This is a genomic window from Vibrio sp. 99-70-13A1, from assembly GCF_013114625.1.
GTDB lineage: Bacteria > Pseudomonadota > Gammaproteobacteria > Enterobacterales > Vibrionaceae > Vibrio.
In genome coordinates this window covers 48,854-69,281 of the sequence record NZ_VTXD01000026.1, presented here as the reverse complement: position 1 = coordinate 69,281, position 20,428 = coordinate 48,854, and the positions used below count along the sequence as shown (strand labels likewise).

Annotated in this window: 16 protein-coding genes; 4 read left to right on the top strand and 12 right to left on the bottom strand. The window is 43.8% G+C overall.

What is annotated here, in order from left to right:
- Nucleotides 1-594: 594 nt before the first annotated feature.
- Nucleotides 595-1,929 (bottom strand): MATE family efflux transporter, encoded by a 1,335-nt coding sequence (locus F0226_RS15995; protein WP_171736575.1) that lies wholly within the window; start codon nucleotides 1,927-1,929, stop codon nucleotides 595-597.
- Between the two features lie 303 nt (nucleotides 1,930-2,232).
- Nucleotides 2,233-4,605, bottom strand: coding sequence for a phosphoenolpyruvate synthase (gene ppsA, locus F0226_RS15990; protein WP_171736574.1), 2,373 nt, complete (start codon nucleotides 4,603-4,605; stop codon nucleotides 2,233-2,235).
- 169 nt (nucleotides 4,606-4,774) lie between these two features.
- On the opposite strand from ppsA, the gene F0226_RS15985 reads away from it, so the two are divergent.
- The 4 genes from F0226_RS15985 (at nucleotide 4,775) to F0226_RS15970 (ending at nucleotide 9,770) form a co-directional block, all read left to right on the top strand.
- Nucleotides 4,775-5,608: a pyruvate, water dikinase regulatory protein gene (locus F0226_RS15985; protein WP_171736573.1), complete on the top strand. Its 834-nt coding sequence runs from the start codon at nucleotides 4,775-4,777 to the stop codon at nucleotides 5,606-5,608.
- Nucleotides 5,609-5,929: 321 nt separating this feature from the next.
- Entirely contained in the window at nucleotides 5,930-7,840 is a 1,911-nt protein-coding gene (speA, locus tag F0226_RS15980) for an arginine decarboxylase (protein WP_345776526.1), read from the top strand.
- A complete protein-coding gene (gene speB / locus F0226_RS15975) occupies nucleotides 7,841-8,767 on the top strand; it encodes an agmatinase (RefSeq protein ID WP_171736571.1) in 927 nt (308 codons plus the stop codon).
- Nucleotides 8,768-8,957: 190 nt separating this feature from the next.
- Nucleotides 8,958-9,770 carry a crotonase/enoyl-CoA hydratase family protein gene (locus F0226_RS15970; protein ID WP_171736570.1) on the top strand — a complete coding sequence of 271 codons (813 nt, stop codon included), beginning with the start codon at nucleotides 8,958-8,960 and terminating at the stop codon, nucleotides 9,768-9,770.
- A gap of 118 nt (nucleotides 9,771-9,888) precedes the next feature.
- Here F0226_RS15970 and ugpC read toward each other — a convergent pair whose 3' ends face one another.
- The 10 genes from ugpC to F0226_RS15915 form a co-directional block, all read right to left on the bottom strand.
- The gene (ugpC, locus tag F0226_RS15965) at nucleotides 9,889-11,016 is read right to left on the bottom strand and encodes a sn-glycerol-3-phosphate ABC transporter ATP-binding protein UgpC (protein WP_171736569.1); all 1,128 of its coding nucleotides are present in this window, start codon (nucleotides 11,014-11,016) and stop codon (nucleotides 9,889-9,891) included.
- Nucleotides 11,017-11,025: 9 nt separating this feature from the next.
- On the bottom strand, nucleotides 11,026-11,772 hold the full coding sequence (locus tag F0226_RS15960) for an HAD family hydrolase (RefSeq protein ID WP_171736576.1): 747 nt from the start codon (nucleotides 11,770-11,772) through the stop codon (nucleotides 11,026-11,028).
- A complete protein-coding gene (locus F0226_RS15955; RefSeq protein ID WP_171736568.1) occupies nucleotides 11,762-13,234 on the bottom strand; it encodes a CehA/McbA family metallohydrolase in 1,473 nt (490 codons plus the stop codon). The genes F0226_RS15960 and F0226_RS15955 overlap by 11 nt, the downstream gene beginning before the upstream one ends.
- A gap of 209 nt (nucleotides 13,235-13,443) precedes the next feature.
- Nucleotides 13,444-14,724: an extracellular solute-binding protein gene (locus tag F0226_RS15950; RefSeq protein WP_171736567.1), complete on the bottom strand. Its 1,281-nt coding sequence runs from the start codon at nucleotides 14,722-14,724 to the stop codon at nucleotides 13,444-13,446.
- A 6-nt stretch (nucleotides 14,725-14,730) separates the two neighbouring features.
- On the bottom strand, nucleotides 14,731-15,723 hold the full coding sequence (locus F0226_RS15945) for a carbohydrate ABC transporter permease (protein ID WP_171736566.1): 993 nt from the start codon (nucleotides 15,721-15,723) through the stop codon (nucleotides 14,731-14,733).
- A gap of 24 nt (nucleotides 15,724-15,747) precedes the next feature.
- The gene (locus F0226_RS15940; protein ID WP_171736565.1) at nucleotides 15,748-16,632 is read right to left on the bottom strand and encodes a sugar ABC transporter permease; all 885 of its coding nucleotides are present in this window, start codon (nucleotides 16,630-16,632) and stop codon (nucleotides 15,748-15,750) included.
- Nucleotides 16,633-16,739: 107 nt separating this feature from the next.
- The gene (locus F0226_RS15935) at nucleotides 16,740-17,618 is read right to left on the bottom strand and encodes a LysR substrate-binding domain-containing protein (RefSeq protein WP_171736564.1); all 879 of its coding nucleotides are present in this window, start codon (nucleotides 17,616-17,618) and stop codon (nucleotides 16,740-16,742) included.
- Between the two features lie 73 nt (nucleotides 17,619-17,691).
- Nucleotides 17,692-18,036, bottom strand: coding sequence for an SMR family transporter (locus tag F0226_RS15930; protein WP_171736563.1), 345 nt, complete (start codon nucleotides 18,034-18,036; stop codon nucleotides 17,692-17,694).
- 212 nt (nucleotides 18,037-18,248) lie between these two features.
- Nucleotides 18,249-18,722 carry a hypothetical protein gene (locus F0226_RS15925; protein WP_171736562.1) on the bottom strand — a complete coding sequence of 158 codons (474 nt, stop codon included), beginning with the start codon at nucleotides 18,720-18,722 and terminating at the stop codon, nucleotides 18,249-18,251.
- 653 nt (nucleotides 18,723-19,375) lie between these two features.
- A complete protein-coding gene (locus tag F0226_RS15915; protein WP_171736560.1) occupies nucleotides 19,376-20,386 on the bottom strand; it encodes a helix-turn-helix transcriptional regulator in 1,011 nt (336 codons plus the stop codon).
- Nucleotides 20,387-20,428 lie beyond the last annotated feature (42 nt).

Genomic DNA, 20,428 nt, shown 5'->3' with positions numbered 1-20,428 from the left:
GCACCGGTCTTGAAAACCGGCAACCGTTAATAGCGGTTCTAGGGTTCAAATCCCTATCCCTCCACCACCATTGAAAAGCCCGCTGAGAAATCAGCGGGCTTTTTTACGTTTGCTAAATAGGAAAATAACGATTTTTTACCGTTTAAAGTATTTGTAATAGGTAGTATTTTTCCTCTAATGGTATTTAAGACGCGTATGCTATTAGTTAACTTCTCTCTAGATCTCTTAGAAGCTTGCCGGCTTAGCACGTGACGGGCGACTAGAGCTACCAAAGCCATCAATGGTGACAGTGCCTCTCTCCCTCTTTCTCCAACTAGTTAGTGTTGCTCTCAAGAAAATCGCTGTCTCTTTCTGCGTGACGAATTGGATAATCGTTATTAAGAGGATTGAACTCAATAATTGAGCTGCGAGATGAAGTGAAGCTTAAAGTTCTTTTAACATTGGGTTGGAGAGAGTGGCTATCATGAGGACAACAGAAGAGACGATGTAAGCGTTATGAATGATGCTAATAGTTTGTTGAACATTACCATGAACAAAAAAGCAGCTATCGAATTAGCTGCTTTTTAGACTGGCGAAATAGTTAGTTTTTAATGCCTAATCGACCAACTGAGTCTCTATTTGCTGGAGCACTCGCTGATACATGAACCAAGCACATGTGCCTGCGAGTATGTTGCCGACCATTGCTCCCCAAAACAAACCTTCGATTCCGGCAACCTGAGAGCCTAGCCACAAGCAAGGTAAGAAGAAGGCGAATAGGCGGAGTGCTGAAATAGTTAATGCAGTGTAAGACTTACCCAATGCATTTGAAACCGATACCATCAACATGCAAATACCTAAAGGACCTAAGCTAATAGGAACGATGAGTAGGTGATAGTTTAAAATTGTGGACACTTCAGCTTCACTGGTCATCAGGTTGGCTAGGCCACTTGAGAACAACCAAGTGATCAGCGCAATGACAACCTGAAACCCTAGTACAAACTTCACCGAAATTTTAACGAGCTTGCGAATGTGATCTAATTTCTTCTCGCCTAACATGCGACCGATCATCGGGGGCATAGACATAGTAAGTGCGAGTACTGCGACAATCGAAAAGAATTCAAAACGTGAGCCTAATGCCCAAGCTGCAACGGCTGTAGCACCATAGCCTGCCAGAAGTTTTGTTGCGAACATAGACGATACTGGTGGGAGCAACTGGCTGATCATCGCAGGTCCCATGATATGACCGATTGAGCGAACACTTTGACCAATGTTGAGGTCGTGCCAGTCAAATGTCATCCAATGCTTTTTCGTTACCTTTGGTGCGACAAATAAGATACCAACCCCAAACGCTATGATTGTTGCAATAGCAGCACCGTTAATTCCAAGATCAAGCGTAAAGATAAAGATTGGGTCGAGGATTAGGTTGATGATACTGGTCGCGATCATCATGGTACCGGGCAACATCGTATTACCATTCGCGCGGCAAACACTATAAAAAAAGTACAGCAGCGCCCCCGTCCAAGAGCTCACAAGCCAATATATCCAGTAAGAATCAATAATTGGTAAGACACTGTCAGGTGCATCCAATAGCAGCAGTATAGGGTGACGAAGCAGGTAAATAATCACAGAAAACACCGCTACACTCACGCTTCCCATCACGATGACTAATCCGCCAAGCTGTTTAGCGTAACGTGTTTCGTTGGCACCAATGGCTTTGGCGATGACTGCCGTGGTTGCGATCCCTAACCCGACTTGAATGCCAATAATGATCATTTGAATAGGTAGCGTAAAACCTTGAACAGCAAGAGGCAGCACGCCCAACTGACCAATAAAGGCACTGTCTACCAATTGAAAGCTCATGAGGGAAAGCACCCCAAAAAGCATTGGCCATGTCATAGTGAATAGCTGTCGCCCAAGAGAAGGTACTGGAGTTGCGGTAATAGAAGTCATAACACTCTTATCAGTATTGAAGATAGATACATTACGGTGATAAATCACTCAATGAAGATTGGCGACAAGGATAACGTAAGGTTAGCTTGATACCAATACATGTTGTGAGTTCTATACCTTTAGATTTAGCTAGGTTGTGGTTGTTGAGTACATAAGGCACGATTAGTTAAAGAATAGCCTGTACTTGGTTTGGCTATCATGAAAAAAACCGAAAGAAAAAAGCCAGTCATCAAAGACTGGCTTTTACCAAATAGTCACTTACAGGTTAATTTTTAGTTGACCTTAAAGCTGCTTTCTCGTCGGCTACTTGTTTACAACGTTACCTAGCTTCAACCATGTGTCGATAACCGTATCTGGGTTTAATGAAACAGAGCTGATGCCTTGCTCCATTAACCACTCAGCGAGATCATCATGGTCAGATGGGCCTTGACCACAAATACCCACATATTTTCCTGCTTTAGCCGCGGCATCAATTGCCATTTTCAGCATTGCTTTTACTGCAGGATTACGTTCATCAAATAAGTGCGCAACATCGCCTGAATCACGGTCTAAACCAAGAGTCAGTTGAGTCATGTCGTTTGAACCGATAGAGAAGCCATCGAAGTATTTCAAGAACTCATCCGCTAAAATTGCATTTGATGGTAGCTCACACATCATGATGACTTTAAGACCTTGGTCACCACGGCGTAGGTCAAATTTCGCCAATAAATCGATAACTGATGCCGCTTCACTTGGCGTACGAACAAATGGGATCATGATTTCTACGTTCTTCAGACCCATTTCATTACGAACACGTTTAATCGCTTGAGTTTCAAGCTCAAAACAGTCTTCAAATACTGGGGAGATATAGCGAGACGCGCCACGGAAACCAAGCATAGGATTCTCTTCATGAGGTTCAAATGCTTTTCCACCAACTAGGTTGCTGTATTCATTAGACTTGAAGTCAGACATACGAACAATCACACGTTTTGGCCAGAATGCAGAAGCGATGGTTGCAATCCCTTCGGTCAGCTTCGCGATGTAAAAATCGATAGGATCATTGTAGCCACGGATACGCTCTGTGATTTCAGCTTTTAGCTCATCAGTTTGTGCATCGAAATTAAGCAACGCTTTCGGGTGAATACCTATCATCTTATTAATGATGAACTCTAAACGAGCAAGGCCAACACCTTCGTTTGGAATTTGTGCAAAGTCGAATGCGCGATCCGGGTTACCTACGTTCATCATTACTTTGGTTGGCAACATTGGCAGTTCATCGACTTCAGAACGTTTGATTTCGAATTCCAGTTCCCCTTGGTAAACGTAACCTGTTTCGCCTTCTGAACATGACACGGTCACAGTTTGCCCATCTTCTAGGCTGCTTGTTGCTGTGCCACAACCTACGATTGCAGGAATACCCAATTCACGAGCAATGATAGCCGCGTGACAAGTACGACCGCCACGGTTAGTCACAATCGCAGAGGCTTTCTTCATTACAGGCTCCCAGTCTGGGTCTGTCATGTCAGTGACCAGCACATCACCCTCTTGAACCAGTGACATTTGGTCTAGAGAGTCAACTAAGCGTACAGGACCAGAACCGATGCGCTGACCGATAGCGCGACCTTCAACCAAGACATCCGCTTTGTTGTTTAACTCGTAACGCTCAATGACGTTTTGATCACTTTGAGAACACACTGTCTCAGGGCGAGCTTGAACGATGTAAAGCTTGCCGTCGATACCATCTTTTGCCCACTCAATATCCATAGGACGTTGGTAGTGTTTTTCGATGATCATCGCTTGTTTTGCTAGCTCTTTGATCTCTTCATCGTTCAATGAGAATTCATTGCGCTCTTGGGTGTCTGTATCAATAATATCAACTTGCTTACCGATCTCTTGATTGGTTGAGTAGATCATCTTGATCAACTTAGAACCAAACGTCTTTTTAACGACTGGGTAATGTCCTGCTTCTAACATTGGCTTGTGAACGTAGAACTCGTCTGGGTTCACCGCGCCTTGTACGACCATTTCACCTAAGCCCCAAGAAGAGGTGATGAACACCACTTGGTCGAAGCCTGACTCAGTATCAAGAGTGAACATAACACCTGAAGCGGCTTTGTCTGAGCGAACCATACGCTGGATACCCGCAGACAAAGAAATGCCTCGGTGATCAAAGCCTTGGTGTACTCGATAAGAAATAGCACGGTCGTTAAAGAGTGAAGCGAACACGTGTTTAGTCGCTTCGATAACCGCATCAATGCCTTTCACGTTAAGGAAGGTTTCTTGCTGACCTGCAAAAGAAGCATCTGGAAGGTCTTCAGCCGTTGCTGATGAACGAACCGCAACAGACAATTCTTCGTTGCCTTCAATCAGTTCGCGGTAGTTATCTCGGATATCTTGCTCTAGTGATTCTGGGAATGGCGCGTCTAGAACCCATTGTCGAATCGTTGCACCTGTCTTACGCAGTGCGTCAACGTCTTCAACATCAAGTTCATCAAGAAGTTGGTGGATACGCTCATCAAGACCTTTGTAGTCAAGAAAGTTATTAAACGCATAAGATGTGGTCGCAAAACCATTAGGCACCGATACGCCAGCGTTGGCTAGGTTAGACACCATTTCGCCAAGTGAAGCATTCTTACCGCCGACTTTGTCGACATCTTCCATGGATAGACCATTAAACCAAAGAGTATTATTTTGCATTTGTTTCTCGCAAGCATTGTAGGGATTTAAAAGGCAAACGATTACGTCAAAAGCTAAAAAAAACGAAGATATTTTTCAAAGCTGTGGGGAACGTAATAGTCAGCAGGGTTTTATTATCGATATTATGGTGTTCATCCTACTCAAAATAATTTTAAACATTAAATAAAATATGCAAATTGATATTCAAAGTCGTGATGTATTCTATGTTTCTGATGGAACCGCAATAACATGTGAGACTTTAGGGCATGTTGTTCTAGGTCAATTTCCATTTAAAGCCAATGAGAAAACCTTTCCATTTGTAGAAAGTGAGGACAAACTTTCTGACTTACTAAAAGAAATCGATATTTCCTATCGCACTACAGGTATCGAGCCTTTGGTGTTTTTCTCTATCGTTATCCCTGACATTAAAACCAAGTTGCTGACAGCGCCTGCACATTGTTATGACGTGTTGGAAAGTATTGTGCAAAAAGTACAAGACGATATTCAGATGGCACCTAAGCCAAAGCTGCAACGTTCGCGGAGCGTTAATAAGGATTCGGATAAGTATTTTGATCGGATTGCTGCGATTGAATATACGTTAGCCCATGATGATGGCATCACATTAAAAGGGTTAGAAGAAGCGGATATTATTTTGCTTGGCGTTTCTCGTAGTGGCAAAACACCAACCAGCCTATATATGGCAATGCAGTTTGGTTTGAGGGTTGCGAACTACCCCTTCATTCATGACGATTTGGCGCGTTTGAAATTATTGCCTGAATTTGAGGTTTACAGGTATAAGTTGTTTGGTTTAACCATAGATGCAGAGCGTCTCACAGAGATCCGTGAAAACCGTTTAGCGGGTAGTGACTACGCGAGCGATTCACAATGTGTTTATGAATTACAAACTGTAGAAGCGATGTTCCGCCGAGAAGCGGTGCCTTATATCAATACATCTTCATTGTCGGTGGAAGAGATTTCCACTCGAATCCTAGAACGTACAGGTTTGAGAAGACGATTACTTTAATGTTTTTGATCCATGAATGACCTTAGTTTATTAAAAAGCTTGATTTTATCGCTCCGATTTCTTAATTATTTTGATTGTTAATGGTCTCAAATTCATTAATTTTCGATCAGATTCGGCAGGTGATAACCTTGTACCGTAAGTGGGGCTTGGTTACTTAAATTGCTTGTCGTTACGACAAAATTGTTTTGTTGGATTCTATCTGCAAATTATCCGTTAATGTGCCCGCCACAGAGTTTTTGAAAGTGTAAAACACTGTGTCGGGTATGATTTCAGGACCTTCTGATTCATGTTTTATTCTCCCTGCTAAATGTGAGATTAGATGTGGAAAACATTTCTAAACTAGACCGTGTTCGCGCTGATTATAACGTTCATTACTGGAGCCAAGGCTTCTATGGTATCGATAACCAAGGTGAGGTTTATGTATCACCTCGTAGTGACAACGCGCACCAGGTTCCTCTCAGTAATATCGTTTCACAGCTTGAACAAAAGCAGCTAAACCTGCCGGTACTGGTTCGTTTCCCTCAAATACTGCACCAACGTGTGCACGGGGTGTGTCAGGCGTTTAACCAAGCGATTGAAGAGTACCAATATCAGAATAATTACTTGTTGGTTTACCCGATTAAAGTGAACCAGCAAAAAGAAGTGGTTGATGAGATTTTAGAAAGCCAAGCTCAGCTAGAAACTAAGCAGCTTGGTCTTGAAGCGGGCAGCAAACCGGAACTTTTAGCGGTGCTTGCTCTGGCTCAAAAAGCGAGTTCAGTCATCGTTTGCAATGGCTACAAAGACAGAGAGTACGTTCGCTTAGCATTGATTGGTGAAAAACTCGGACATAAAGTATTCATCGTACTAGAGAAGCTTTCAGAACTTGAGTTAGTGCTTAAAGAAGCAAAAAGCTTAGGCGTGAAACCCCGTTTAGGTATTCGCATTCGTTTAGCTTCTCAAGGTGCTGGTAAATGGCAGTCAAGCGGAGGTGAAAAGTCGAAGTTTGGACTTTCCGCATCGCAAGTGCTTACGGTAATTGAACGCCTAAAACAAGAAGACCAAATGGAAGCGATGCAGCTTGTCCATTTCCATCTTGGTTCACAAATGGCGAATATTCGTGACATTCGAAACGGTGTGAATGAGTCTGCGCGTTTTTACTGTGAACTTCGTGGTATGGGCGCCGACATCAAATACTTCGATATCGGTGGCGGTTTAGCGGTCGATTACGATGGTACACGTAGCCAGTCTTCAAGCTCTATGAATTATGGCTTGATTGAATACGCTCGTAATATCGTGAGCACAGTGGGTGATGTGTGCCAGCAATATCAGCAGCCTGTACCCGTGATTATCTCTGAATCAGGGCGATCTTTGACTGCGCATCACGCTGTGCTGATCACCAATGTAATTGGGACAGAGGCTTATCACCCTGAAGATATTCATGCTTTAGAAGAAGATTCTCCAACGCTATTACAAAACATGTGGCGTAACTGGGAAAACCTTCAAGATGGCAGTGACGCTCGCGCGTTGATTGAGATCTACAACGATACACAAAGCGACTTGGCTGAAGTGCACTCACAGTTCGCGACAGGTGTTTTGAACCTACAGCAAAGAGCATGGGCAGAGCAATTAGCGCTGAGAATTTACTTTGAACTCAGCCGTCAGATGAGTACTAAAAATCGCTTTCATCGTCCCATTTTGGATGAGTTGAATGAGCGTTTGGCTGATAAGTTTTTCGTGAACTTTTCTTTGTTCCAATCCCTGCCGGATGCATGGGGTATTGATCAGGTATTTCCTGTTTTACCTTTGTCTGGTTTGGAAGAGGTCGAAGATCGCCGTGCCGTTATGCTAGATATCACTTGTGACTCGGATGGTGCAATTGATCAATACGTGGAAGGGCAGGGCATTGAAACGACCTTGCCAGTCCCCGCTTGGAACGCGGATAAGCCGTATTTGATGGGGTTCTTTTTAGTGGGCGCATATCAAGAGATTCTTGGTGATATGCATAACCTATTTGGAGACACTCACAGTGCTGTAGTGACTGTTGATGAGAATGGCAAAGCCGTTATTGAGCGAGTAGACGAAGGCGATACTGTTGAAGACATGATGCGTTATGTCCACATTGATGTGGATAAGATTCGTGATAATTATCGTGAGCTTGTTGCGGAACGTGTAGACGTAAAAGAGCAGAAAACAATACTGCAAGAATTAGAAGGTGGCCTAGCGGGTTACACCTATTTAGAGGATTTCTAAATGAATGATTTGTTCACTAAAACTGATTATTCGCTTTACTCGAACTCGATGAGTTTTATGCGCCAGCCTTACCTTCGTAATCCAGTATCGTCAGATGCGGATCTTGTTGTGTTAGGTGTACCGCTAGATATGGCAACGTCAGGTCGACCGGGTGCTCGAATGGGGCCCGACGCAATTCGTCGTGCATCGGTAAATTTAGCGTGGGAAGGTAATAAATTCCCTTGGGATTTCAATGTATTTGATCGTGCTAAAGTCATTGATGCGGGTGATTTAGTCTTTGATTGTGGTGACGCTGAAGATTTCACTTATCGTTTAGAAGCGGCGACCAATGAAATCCTAAAAAGTGGCAAAACCATGCTGGCGTTAGGTGGCGATCACTTTATCACATTGCCGATCTTACGTGCTTACGCAAAGTATCACGGTGAAATGGCATTGATTCATTTCGATGCACATACCGATACATATGCTAATGGCAGTAATTATGATCACGGTACTATGTTTTACCATGCTCCGAATGAAGGGCTTATCTCGCCTAAGCATTCAGTGCAAATTGGTATTCGCACTGAGTATGACAAACAAGATCATGGTTTCAATGTCATCAATGCGATGGAAGCAAACGATCTGAGTGCGGATGATATCGTAGCTCGTATCCGTGACATCATTGGTGACAAGCCGGTGTATGTCACGTTCGATATTGATTGCCTAGATCCTGCATTTGCACCGGGTACGGGAACACCAGTATGCGGTGGCTTGAATTCAGATAAAGTGCTGAAGATCCTACGTGGTCTAGCGGGTGTGAACATTGTGGGCATGGATGTGGTCGAAGTCTCACCACCTTATGATCATAGCGATCTTACCGCTTTAGCCGGCGCAACGGTGGCACTTGAATTGATGTACGCTTGGGCATCAAGTCGTCAGATCGATTAATGACGATTAAAAAGTGAGTAGTCGCGATTGAAAACGTCGCCGAAAAATTCAGAAGCCGATCCATTGGGTCGGTTTTTTGTTTCTAGAATGTTTGTTTTTTGACCGCCATCTCTACGTTGAAGAAGCTTCCTTTCTAAATGTTAAATCTTTGTATATGTTACTGGTACGACTTCTTAATTAGAGCAGGGCTATGTCTGAGCAACCTCGTGTGACTTGTACCATTGATGATAACCAAATCGCGACCGTGATCCTTAACCGAGCAGACAAACTCAATGCGATTGATATGCCGATGTTTCAAGCCGTCAATCATCTCACGAAATCGTTAAGCCGCAATAAGCAGGTACGTGCCGTTATTGTAAAAGGGGATGGAAGCGATTTTTGTTCAGGCTTAGACGTAAAATCATTGCTGACCAGTAAAGTTGGTGCACTCAAGTTATTGTTTAAATGGTGGCCGACCTTACCTAATGATGCGCAGCGTTTTTCGGTTGGTTGGCGAGACATTCCTTGCCCAGTTATCTTTGCGATTCATGGAAGGTGCTGGGGGGGCGGTTTACAGCTTGCCAGTGGTGGTGATTTTCGTATTGCTAGCCCAGATGCCAACTTCTCCATTATGGAAGCTAAGTGGGGATTGATTCCTGATATGGGTGGCGCATTGGCCTTTCGAGAATTAATGCGTCAAGACCACACCTTAGAAATGGCGATGACAGCGAAGGTGATAGACAGCAAGCAAGCCAAAGAGTATGGGCTAGTGACTAAGATTGCTGAAGATCCATACGTTGAAGCTTATAAACTCGCTCAAGAATGTATTGAACGATCTCCTGATGTATTAGCTGCTACAAAAAAGCTGTATCACAAAACATGGTGGACAAGCCCCGGTTTGGCGCTATTTTTAGAAACCTGGTATCAAATTAAGGTTGGGATTGGTAAGAATCGGATCATAGCGGGGAAAAGAGAGCGTCGTCCTGAAGAAAAACCTGACTATTTACCAAGGCAGTTTAAGTAAGCGTCGGGTGTGCTTTGTAAGTTGTTATAAAAATAAAAATAAAGATAAAGATAAAGATAAATAGAGGGGAAGAAAGCTTTCCTCCCCCTATTTATCGAAGCTTGGATTTTTCAGCGGGCTAGCCTAAAGCCTGTTCGGTTTCTAAATCAAACAGGTGGCAATGGGCAGTTTTGAAATTCAGTAAGACCTGTTGACCATTTTGAACCGATCGATCGGCATCAAAAGGGATTCTCGCAATCAACTTGTTGCTGCCAATATGGAAATACAGGTACAGCTCATTCCCCATTGATTCCACCACACCGATCTGATGGTTTTGAATATTGGCGTTTGACAATGCTGCATCATCGTTCGCCAGTTGAACGTGCTCAGGTCGAATACCAAACCAAATCCATTGGTTCTGCTTAGTACGAGCAATGGCTTGTTTATCTTCAGGCAGCTGCCAACGAATGCCACTTTCTGAAATGACATTCATCACACCATCAATTTCATCGACTCTGACTTTGATGATGTTCATTGCAGGTGACCCAATAAAACCGGCGACAAACTTATTTGCCGGGTAATGATAAAGGTTCATTGGGGTATCAACCTGCATGATTTCGCCTTGATTGAGTACACAGATACGGTCGCCCAATGTCATCGCTTCCACCTGATCGTGGGTAACGTAAATCATCGTGGCGTTTTGACCTTCCGCTTTTAGATCATTATGCAGCTGCGCAATACTCACACGAGTCGACACACGAAGTTTGGCATCAAGATTTGAAAGCGGTTCGTCAAACAAGAATACGTCAGGTTTTCTTACCATCGCGCGACCAAGCGCAACTCGCTGACGCTGCCCTCCAGACATCTCGCCTGGCTTGTTTTTCAATAAGTGCTCGATCTCTAATGTTTTAGCGGCTTCATCGATGCGTGCTTCGATTTCATGTTTGGGCAGTTTTTGCTGTTTCAATCCAAAAGCCATATTTTCATGGACAGACATGTGCGGGTAGAGCGCATAATTTTGGAACACCATCGAAATACCGCGGTCTTTAGGTGGTAAGTCATTGACCCGCTTATCACCGATATAAACATCGCCATCAGAGATGTCTTCTAGCCCTGCGATCATGCGTAGGGTGGTGGATTTCGCGCAACCCGATGGTCCGACAAACACCATGAATTCACCTTCATGGATTTTAAGATCGACACCGTGCACGGCTTTAAAACCATTTGGGTAGGTTTTTTCGACCCCTTTTAGCGTAACTTCAGCCATGTGTGTTCCTTAAACTTGTTCTTGCATGAGCGCGTTAAAAGCCTCTGCATTGAAATTAGCCACTGACGGGATCACCAAATCGGCAACTGGCGTCAGTTCGCTTAACGCCGCAGTGCCCGTTAGTACACCAATTTTCTTCGCCCCCGCATTACTGCCAAATTCCATATCCGAAACAGTATCGCCAAACATGATGACCTCATGAGGCTCAAGTCCGCATTGTTTGCAAAAAGCATCAAGTAAAGCCGGAGCCGGTTTAGGTTCAATATCGCCATCGGAATACCCGACGTAATCAAACAAGTCACTGAGCCCAGATTGCTCCAATGTATAGAGGGTCGAATCTTTGGTATCGGCCGTTGCAATGCCTAAAATCATGCCCTGCTGTTTTAGCGAGTCGAGCTTGTCAGTTATTCCAGGTAGGGCTTCCACCCATTGTGGGTTTTGTTCGACTTGTTCATTAAACGCTGCTTTTGTGACAATCGTAAATTCGGCAAGTGACACCATAGGTTTGAGCATGGAAAACCACACTTTTGCGGTATCTTCCACTGGGTTGGAGGCCAGTAAGCCGTGGTTATGTACAATATCGCCTTCTACTCCAATCGCTGAAAGTAGAGCTTCTGCGCTAATGGTTTGCAGCCCTTTGTGGCGAACACTGTAATCTTGAACTTGTCTGCATGCACTACGAGAAACATTGAGCCACATATTATGAAACTCCAATAGAGTTCCGTCTTTATCAAACAATAAACCTTTAAACTTCATCACGATTGAATTGCTCCATGAGTTCGCCCCAAGTCTCGACTAAGGGTTGAGTAAATATTGGTTGGGTACCGTCGAACACCGCATTGATGCAGCCTTCAAATTCCCCACGTCTGCCGTCATTCGATGTGCGGCGAATATCAATTCGGCACCATAGGTAGCCAGCTTCAACGTTAAATTCTTGTGGGTGTTCGGATAATGAAAAGCGAGCAACAACCTGCCCATCCACCACACACTCTGCCTCATATTGATTGTCGGAATCGTCGACAGATAGTGAATAGTTAAGAGCTTGCCCTGAGGAATCTTGCCCAGGTAAAAGAGCGCCTTGATTGATTGCAAATGTCAGCCCGCAGCACCTTTCGATGTAAACCTGCCCGTTACGCAGCCCTGCCAAAATTCCTTCACCACTTAACCCGTGGCTGTATACAAACGTTGAAGGGTCGCCATAAATTGAGGGTTCATTGGCTTTAGGGTTGCGTTCATGTGGTTCGAGGTGAGAGTCGCTTCCACCAACGGCAGTAATACGGTGCCCGCAATTCCACATGGTATTCAACACAAGCAGTGCTTGTTCAGTTGCTTGAGGAGACGTCGACCACGTTGGGTCACAGCACACTTCAAAGGTGGAGACTCGACTCAGTTCTATTTCGTCGTAGTGCCAATGCCATGGTTTCATCATTGGGTGGTTAATACTGATAGAGCTGTGATCTTGTTGCGCTAAATCCAAGCCGGATTCGATAATGGCTTGGCTGGTGTGCTCAACGTTTCTGAGATCGAGTGAACGAATGGGACCATGCACATTGAAGTGCCCCAAATCAGTCGTGACTTCCAAAGCCGGCATAAACAAGCACTGCGTTGACTGGGGAAGTTTAGGCTGACAAATGTTGTGCTCTGTAAAATAGAAGAAGTCGAGATCTTGTGATTCAATGATCTCTTTTGCTGCTTCGAGCGTGTTGTGACCATCAGACAGTTGAGTGTGCGCATGTAGGTCACCTCGATACCAGCGAGATTCAGTGTTGAGCACTGCACTGTAATCGAACTTTACGTGATGCTGATTGTTCACCACTGGCTCCAGCGTTAGCGTGCGGTTTTCAGCAACGTGCTGGCTAGCGGATTGGCTAACAGGACGTGTAGAGCTTGAGTGAAACTCTACCGAGACTTGATAATTCATGGCTCGTTCGCGGCGAAATTCCCCTTCAAGGTTATACAGTTCCAGATACCATTCACCAGAAGGAATCGTGCCATCAATAGCACCTAAGCCTGAATCTTGAATGTGTATATCAAGTGCTTTATGTTGTTTCTCGAACAGTAACTTGCCATGGAAATGACCATTAGCATCATAAGCGGCTGCGTATAAAAAGCCTTTGGTGACCGTTGTACCTCTGATGCTGACAGAAGTTGAACCATGCGGAACATCAAATGTAAGACGTGTACGACCAAAAGGCAGTTCACCTTGAAATTGAGTCATAGTGTTTTACCTATTTATCCAGTATTCGAACTTAGTTGAATTAGCCCACCTCGCTGGTGGGCTAGTAACCTCAGGAACGGTTAGTCAATTAGTCTTGACTTATCTAGCCTTAACGTAGCCAAAGCATTAACCATTGCTAAATGGCTTACATAACTAAATGACTTACTCAGCTAAATGATTTACATAGCCAACGGGCTTAACATCATCAGCTAAGAGCGGTTTGCTCTATCTAATGCACGTTGGGCTTTTTTAGCTGCCTGTTTTAGCGCTTTGTCAGCCGGTACGTTTTGGATTTGAATCTGATCAGCAGCAACTTTTAGCGCGTCCATGATTTTACCGTTGGTTGGATCTAGGAAGTCTTTCGTCGCAGTGTTTGCCTGCTTCAGTGGGATCAACGCTTGTGGGTTCTCTTTCGTAAACGCTTGATATTGAGGAACGTCTGAAACGCTATTTCTCACTGGAATATAACCAGTAAACATTGACCATGCAGCCGTGTTTTTAGCATTGGTATAGAACTCAACAAACTCAAATGCACCTTGTGCTGCCGCATCGTCTGTGCCTTTTGGCATCACATAAACGAGCGCTCCCGCTTGCGGAGCTGATGGGTGTGAGCCCCAACCTGGCTGAGTGGTTGCTGCAAGCTTAGTGAAGTCGAGATCCCCTTGGTCACCAGATGAACCTGTGTAACCCAATGCCTGACCTTTCATGACGTCATCAATGGTTTTATACCAGTATTCCCAACCTTGACCGCCGTAGTGGATACGCATGGTTTGATCATCATGGATCCATTGGCGGAAGCCATCCCAAACCTCAACCCATTCTGGCGAGTCAATCAGCACCGTTTTTCCATCATCACTGATCACTTTTGCACCGTTAGAGAATGCCGCGTCGATCATGTTGTCTTGCCCCCACATTGGCTCCCAGCCGTAAAATGTGGTGTTGCCCTTATCATCTCGCTTAGTCACTTTTTCAGCGACTTTCGCGACACCTTGCCAAGTGCTGAGGTCGTCTTCAGTAAAGCCGTTTTCCGCTAATACTTGTTTGTTGTAATAGAAGACTTGAGTCGTACCATAAGCTGGCAGGCCGATGACAGTGCCATCTTCCATGGTGACTTGATCTTTAAAAGCGCTGACAAAATCGGAAAAGTTAAACTCTTCATCCATAAACGGGGTTAAGTCGCGGCTCAGCCCTCTGTCATGCATGGCTTCAGCTCGTCCTGAATCCAACAGTACTAATCCTGGAGCGGTTTTAGAGGCTAAACCCGCTTGCAGTTTTTGGTAGGTTTCTGTGTAGTTACCTTGCAAAGCCGGCTTCACGACGTATTCATCTTGACTGGCGTTAAACTCGTCAATCAATTTGATCATCATTTGCTGAGGTTTAGTGCCACCTGAGTACCAGAAGTTAACTTCGGTAGCGGCCAGTACACTGGTCGAGAACATGGTTACGCTTGCTGCGCCAGCACACACTAGTGCGAGAGTGTTTAGTTTCATTTCCGTCTACTCTTTTACGCCATTATCGGCGATACCTGAAAGAATCGTCTTTTGACAAACGATGAATAAAATTAATAAAGGCAATACTGCAATGGTGCTTGCCGCCATAATCTGCGACCAGTTCAAGCCATAATTACCCTCTGCAATGAAGTAGTGGCGAATTCCGGTCGCAATCAGGTTGAGTTCCTGAGTGGTAATAACCAGGCTTGGCCACATGTAGCTGTTGTAGTTAGTGATAAAAGTAATGAGAAACAGTGTTGCCACCGCAGCTCGGCATTGGGGCAAAATGATCGCCCATAGAATTTTTATTTCGCCAGCGCCATCAATTCTTGCTGCTTCAATAAGTGAAGGGTGAACCTTGATGAAGACCTGCCTTAGATAAAACACCCCAAAGACAGATGCGGCATTGGATGCGACTAACCCCATATGTGAATCCAGCAAGCCCAGTTTTGCCAAGGTGATGTAAGACGGAATGTAAGTCACTGCGCCCGGCAGCATGTAGCAACCCATGACAATGAAATACAGCACGGTTTTTGAGCGAAAATTAAGCTGCGTGAGCGCATAGGCGAACATGGCTGAATTGATGATGACGAGCAATGTCGTGAACAAGGCAACACTGAAGCTATTAAAAATGTACAAACCAAATGGGGCACTTTGAAACGTGTCGACAAAGGTTTCCCAACGAAACTGTTCTGGTATCAGGTTGAGCGGATTAGCGAAGATTTCATCGTTGCTTTTCAGCGAACCAGACAGCATCCATAAGAACGGAAACACCATAATGGTTCCGCAGGTTGCCAAGAACAAATGCTTAGCCAGTGCGAGGAACGAACGACGGTCAACGCTCGCAGCTTTCGTCTTCACTGCAGTGTTCTTTTTAGCTCGTTTCTGTCCGTGTTCACTAGCCGCAGCCATGCCAACATCTCTAATGATCTTTTGAGGCTTGGTCATTGGCGCTGTTTGGCGAATACCTTGGTTCGCATCCAATACTTGCGTGGTCATAGTTCTGTCCTTTCAAAAAATTGACTAGTAGTACACCCAGCGCTTGCCGATGTAGGTATTAATAAGTGCCAGCAATCCGGTGATCAGGAATATCACGAGTGATGTTGCCGCCGCAGGTCCCATTTCGTAACGTTCAAACGCTTGTTGGTAAAAGAGGTACAGCAAGGTACGTGTTTCACCGCCTGGTCCACCTTGCGTTAGGATCTGGAACTGATCGAACGCTTGCATTGCTGTGATAATGTTGACCACGACTAAGAAGAATGTGGTTGGTGAAATCAGCGGAAGCGTTATCTTCAAAAAGCGCGTTAAGTTGCTGCAACCATCAATCAGAGATGCCTCATAGAGTGACTCTGGAATCTTATTGAGCGCACTGATGTAAAACAGCATCGTCCAACCAATCGCCTGCCACACCGTCACGATAATCACCGCAATCAAGGCGGTGTTTCCGTTTTCTAACCATGGAATCGCACTAAAACCTGCCGACTCCAATAGGTGGTTTGCCAAGCCTGATTTGGTCTCGAACACCCAAGACCACACAATCGACACCGCAACTGTTGGAGTAATCCATGGGGAGAAGATCACCGCACGATAAAACTGACTGCCCTTGAAGTTTTTGTGCAGCAGCATGGCAAACACAAGACCAAGAATGATGGTGGGAATCACCACGCCAACCGAGAACCAAAACGTGTTGAGCATCGCTTGGATGAACTCGTAGTCCTCAACCATGTACTGGTAATTTTCTAAGCCTATGAACGAATAGTCTGGCGAGATGTAATCCCAATCGGTGAAGCTGATGTAGATTGAATAGCCGAAAGGCACTAACCAAAAGGTCACCAGTGGCAGCAGCAACGGCGCAGTAAATAGCAGCACTTTAAATCGGTTTGTCATGTGTTGAGAAAAAGCACTCATGGTGATCTCGTCCTTGTGGGTATGCAGTTAAATTAAGCGTTCAATGTGACAAGTCAGTTTGGTCGCCCTCCATTTTTTTTATGGCAACTCATAAGAAAATCTTTCGCTTAACTATTGTCTTCAATTTGGTGATTCAGCCATTCACAAAAGAAATTTACTTTGGCATTACGGCTATGCTTGGTTACAAGGTAATGTCCAGATTCACTTGGCATCGTCGCCTCGAGGGCTAAAACCAGCTCACCGCTTTTAAGCATTTCTGATACGGCAAGTGAGCGCACAAGCAGCATGCCTATGCCATGTTTAACGGCTTCTAACGCCTGCAATGAATTACTGATTTCGAGTTGGACTTTGGGAAGGGAAATACCCAATTGATTGTGGCTGAGCCACTGTAACCAGTTCTCTTGGTAACCTTTGACTTGTACGGCGGGAAGCTGCGAAAAATCCCCCAGATCGAGCTGCTCTTGATGCTGAGCTTTAAAAGAAGGGCTGCAGACTAACTGCCAGTGCTCTTGAAAAAGAGGCTCCGAATGCGTGTCTTCACTGTCCACTTTGCCGTTGGTTAATTCTATATCGACATTTTGACAAGGATTGGTAGAAGGCCAGTCGACTAGCTGTATATCAAGACGAATGAATGGGTATTTTTGATAAAAGTGAGGTAATCGAGGAAGTAGCCAGTTGTGACAAAAAGTGTGATTCACCCTTAGGCTAAGTACATCCGTTTCTTTCTCACCAAACAATATTTGGGTTTGAAGCTTCAGGTGTGCGAGCGAGCCAGCCACGATAGGCTGATAGTGCTGTGCTGAAGAGGTGAGCTTGACCCCTTTAGGGCTGCGCTCAAATAAAGTGGTGTCGAGAAAAGATTCTAGGCTTTTCAGTTGCTGGCTAACAGCCGCTTGAGTCACGTATAGCTCGCGTGCCGCAGCGCCAATCGAGCCGAGACGGGCAACCGCTTCGAATGAAACAAGAGCGCGAAGAGGAGGTAACATAGCTTCACCTGATTGAAATAAAAGTGAAAAATACTTCAATCAGGTTTCAGTTTTTCGACGTTAAGATGACAAATTAATGACTCACCGACGTTGAGAAGATATTTATGATCGCGGTTCCGATTACAATCAGGCCGATACCGACTATGGCGTAAATATCCAGTGTTTGCCCATAAACCAGCCAAGCAATGGCTGCGACCAAAACAATCCCTGATCCGCACCATAAAGCATAAGCGACACCAAGTGACATGCTCTGTACGGTTAAAGAAAGCAAATAAAAAGCAAGGCTGTAACCTGCAAGCACTCCTAATGTCACGGGAATGTTCGTAAATTGATTCGTTTTAGGCAGCCAAGAGGTAGCGAGTACTTCTAAAACAATAGCTAAAGACAGGGTGATAAATGGGGGAAGAGACAGCAGCATACATCTCCAATCTGAGTTGGTAAGTCATTAAATGAAAGGTATACAGTACACCAAATTTATATCAGCATGGTGAGCACAGTGTAAGAAAATCTACTGAGTGCCATTAGTTTGAGTGAATGTGAGCGATAAAAAAAGCCCCGAGTGATCCATGCTCACTGAGGGCTTTAAATATAAATTGGGCTTTAAATCTAATTTGTGTTGATTTTAGGAAGTTATTGCGCGTTTTCTGGTGTTTTGCTTGAGTCATCTAGAGCAAAGTAGATCTTAGACACAATAACTTCAGAAATTAAGATAACAAAGACAACGGCGAAGAAAGCAACGACACCGTTCCAAGGACCAGAGAAATCGACTTTGTCACCAAACATGATGTTGATGGCTTCCAGCATGACGAATTTAGAGCCCACCAAAATAATGTAAGTGGAAATCCCACGGAATACTTTTGGTGCGGTTCCCGGTTTAGATTTGAAATAGTCGGCAATTTTATGCTCTAGACCAATCGATAACTTTAGCAGTAGCTGCAGCAAGATTGCGGCTGCGAAAGAGATGGTGAATGATTCAATATTGACGAACTCCCAATATTCATCAAAGAAGTTTAAAACCGTTAAATCCACTAATACCGCTAATGAATAACCGACAAATAAACGTTGTGGTGTATTAAATCCATAAACCTTTTCAATATTGCTCATAACCATTCCTTTGAATAATTAGTTTCTATGAATCTATATTTAAATATTCACAATATCAACCCATAAATAATTGGTTTAAATGAAAATTTGAATTACACAGTGGCGCATTATGGTAAGTAATTTGACACCCTTTGGATAATAATTGACGGGTTATTTAATTATATAGAGGCTTTTTATGATTGTTTATTTCCGTATACAAGATATTCAGGACCTTTGCTTAGAGATTGATCTAGCAAGTTTTTTGCAGAGCGAGTTGTTTCCTAACCAATAGAATAAAAAGTTCAGGTGGGTTATATAAATAAAAGCATGCGTTATAAATTATAATTTTATGATTAATTTAAAAAATACATAAGATCTTTATTAATAATCAGCTTTGCGAATGAGTAACCTAATGGTTACGCGATCATGTTTACGGATATCAGTAAACGCAAGCATTTGGAGAAAAATTAAGAAATTTGATTGGAACGGATTCATTAGCAGGCTGTTGGAACCGATGTCGGGACGATGAAATAGATGAATAAATTAATAGATGAACCAAATCCAAAAAATAGTGACTCGCTATAGAATATCGAGTGCATGCTTAGCTTTGGTCGATATTAACCACTTCAAGAAAATAAATGATACTTATTGTCATGCTCAAGGTGTATTTACACTTATGTCATTGGTGGTGGAGGCGCAATGGAACGCTGATAAATTTTAGGCGTTAGCCCAGAGACTCTTTTAAAGGCTCTGGAAAAGTGTGAAATATTGCTGTAGCCGAGCTGAGTCGAGATATACGTTAATGAATGTCCTTTCTCCATCAGCTCGCAAGCAGCCGAATACATTAAGCTTTCTTTCACTTTTCTAAAGGAAGTGTTTTCACTCTTTAGTTTTCTTTGAAGGGTTCGAACTGAGAAGTTGAGGATCTCTGCGGCTTGCTCTATTGATAAGTTTTGTTCATTCACATAAGGCTTAAGTAATTCAAAAATACTGTCTGTAAAGCTGGTATGCCATTCAATGATAGAGGGCTTTGTGCTTAATTCTTTGGAAGATAATTGAATGGGTAAATCGAGAATGTTTTTTGGAATATAAACCGAAGTTTTACCTTGCTCTATGAATAACTGGCAATTGGATGGTGCGATACTTTTTACCACGTCGACTTGCTTAGAATGTAATTTTATTTTAGTGGGGTGCCATTGAGTGCGGGTGAGGATCTGTATTAATTCTTTAATATAGATAATGGCAAAAGCTTCACTCCAGGCGAACGATGGTGAATCAACATAATTGGCATTTCGGGTAAACCAATGCTGCCCGTGTTCTTCAGTGAATTCGATTTTGCTTCCAGGTGAGTCATTTTTAAAAATGGTATCGATATTCATGAGGGCATCGCCAATCGTTTCATAGTCAACAAATTGATGCAGAACATTTGGGATGATTCTTTGCCTAAATGAGAGTGCTAAAACGTCGGTAAATTGAGTGATACCTAACTGACTAGAGGTCAAAAATATCAATCGCTTTATGGATTCAGAAGGTACGAAGTCACTTTCAGTTTGAAATAAATCTGAAGGTAACCCGGATTCCATAAGAAGCTGGTGGAGGTCGAACCCATATTCAGAAAAAACCTGAACGAGTATCTTGGCATAATCGGTTTGAATGACAGGAACCTCATAGGCATTGTTCTTCATATAAAGTCGCTCCTTGATTCAACCCGGCAATTATTCGGTATA

What these genes read in the sequence shown, in the direction of transcription:
- F0226_RS15995 (WP_171736575.1), bottom strand. Translation starts at nt 1,929, where the DNA reads ATGACTTCTATTACCGCAACTCCAGTACCTTCTCTTGGGCGACAGCTA.
- ppsA (WP_171736574.1), bottom strand. Translation starts at nt 4,605, where the DNA reads ATGCAAAATAATACTCTTTGGTTTAATGGTCTATCCATGGAAGATGTC.
- F0226_RS15985 (WP_171736573.1), top strand. Translation starts at nt 4,775, where the DNA reads ATGCAAATTGATATTCAAAGTCGTGATGTATTCTATGTTTCTGATGGA.
- speB (WP_171736571.1), top strand. Translation starts at nt 7,841, where the DNA reads ATGAATGATTTGTTCACTAAAACTGATTATTCGCTTTACTCGAACTCG.
- F0226_RS15970 (WP_171736570.1), top strand. Translation starts at nt 8,958, where the DNA reads ATGTCTGAGCAACCTCGTGTGACTTGTACCATTGATGATAACCAAATC.
- ugpC (WP_171736569.1), bottom strand. Translation starts at nt 11,016, where the DNA reads ATGGCTGAAGTTACGCTAAAAGGGGTCGAAAAAACCTACCCAAATGGT.
- F0226_RS15960 (WP_171736576.1), bottom strand. Translation starts at nt 11,772, where the DNA reads ATGAAGTTTAAAGGTTTATTGTTTGATAAAGACGGAACTCTATTGGAG.
- F0226_RS15955 (WP_171736568.1), bottom strand. Translation starts at nt 13,234, where the DNA reads ATGACTCAATTTCAAGGTGAACTGCCTTTTGGTCGTACACGTCTTACA.
- F0226_RS15950 (WP_171736567.1), bottom strand. Translation starts at nt 14,724, where the DNA reads ATGAAACTAAACACTCTCGCACTAGTGTGTGCTGGCGCAGCAAGCGTA.
- F0226_RS15945 (WP_171736566.1), bottom strand. Translation starts at nt 15,723, where the DNA reads ATGACCACGCAAGTATTGGATGCGAACCAAGGTATTCGCCAAACAGCG.
- F0226_RS15940 (WP_171736565.1), bottom strand. Translation starts at nt 16,632, where the DNA reads ATGAGTGCTTTTTCTCAACACATGACAAACCGATTTAAAGTGCTGCTA.
- F0226_RS15935 (WP_171736564.1), bottom strand. Translation starts at nt 17,618, where the DNA reads ATGTTACCTCCTCTTCGCGCTCTTGTTTCATTCGAAGCGGTTGCCCGT.
- F0226_RS15930 (WP_171736563.1), bottom strand. Translation starts at nt 18,036, where the DNA reads ATGCTGCTGTCTCTTCCCCCATTTATCACCCTGTCTTTAGCTATTGTT.
- F0226_RS15925 (WP_171736562.1), bottom strand. Translation starts at nt 18,722, where the DNA reads ATGAGCAATATTGAAAAGGTTTATGGATTTAATACACCACAACGTTTA.
- F0226_RS15915 (WP_171736560.1), bottom strand. Translation starts at nt 20,386, where the DNA reads ATGAAGAACAATGCCTATGAGGTTCCTGTCATTCAAACCGATTATGCC.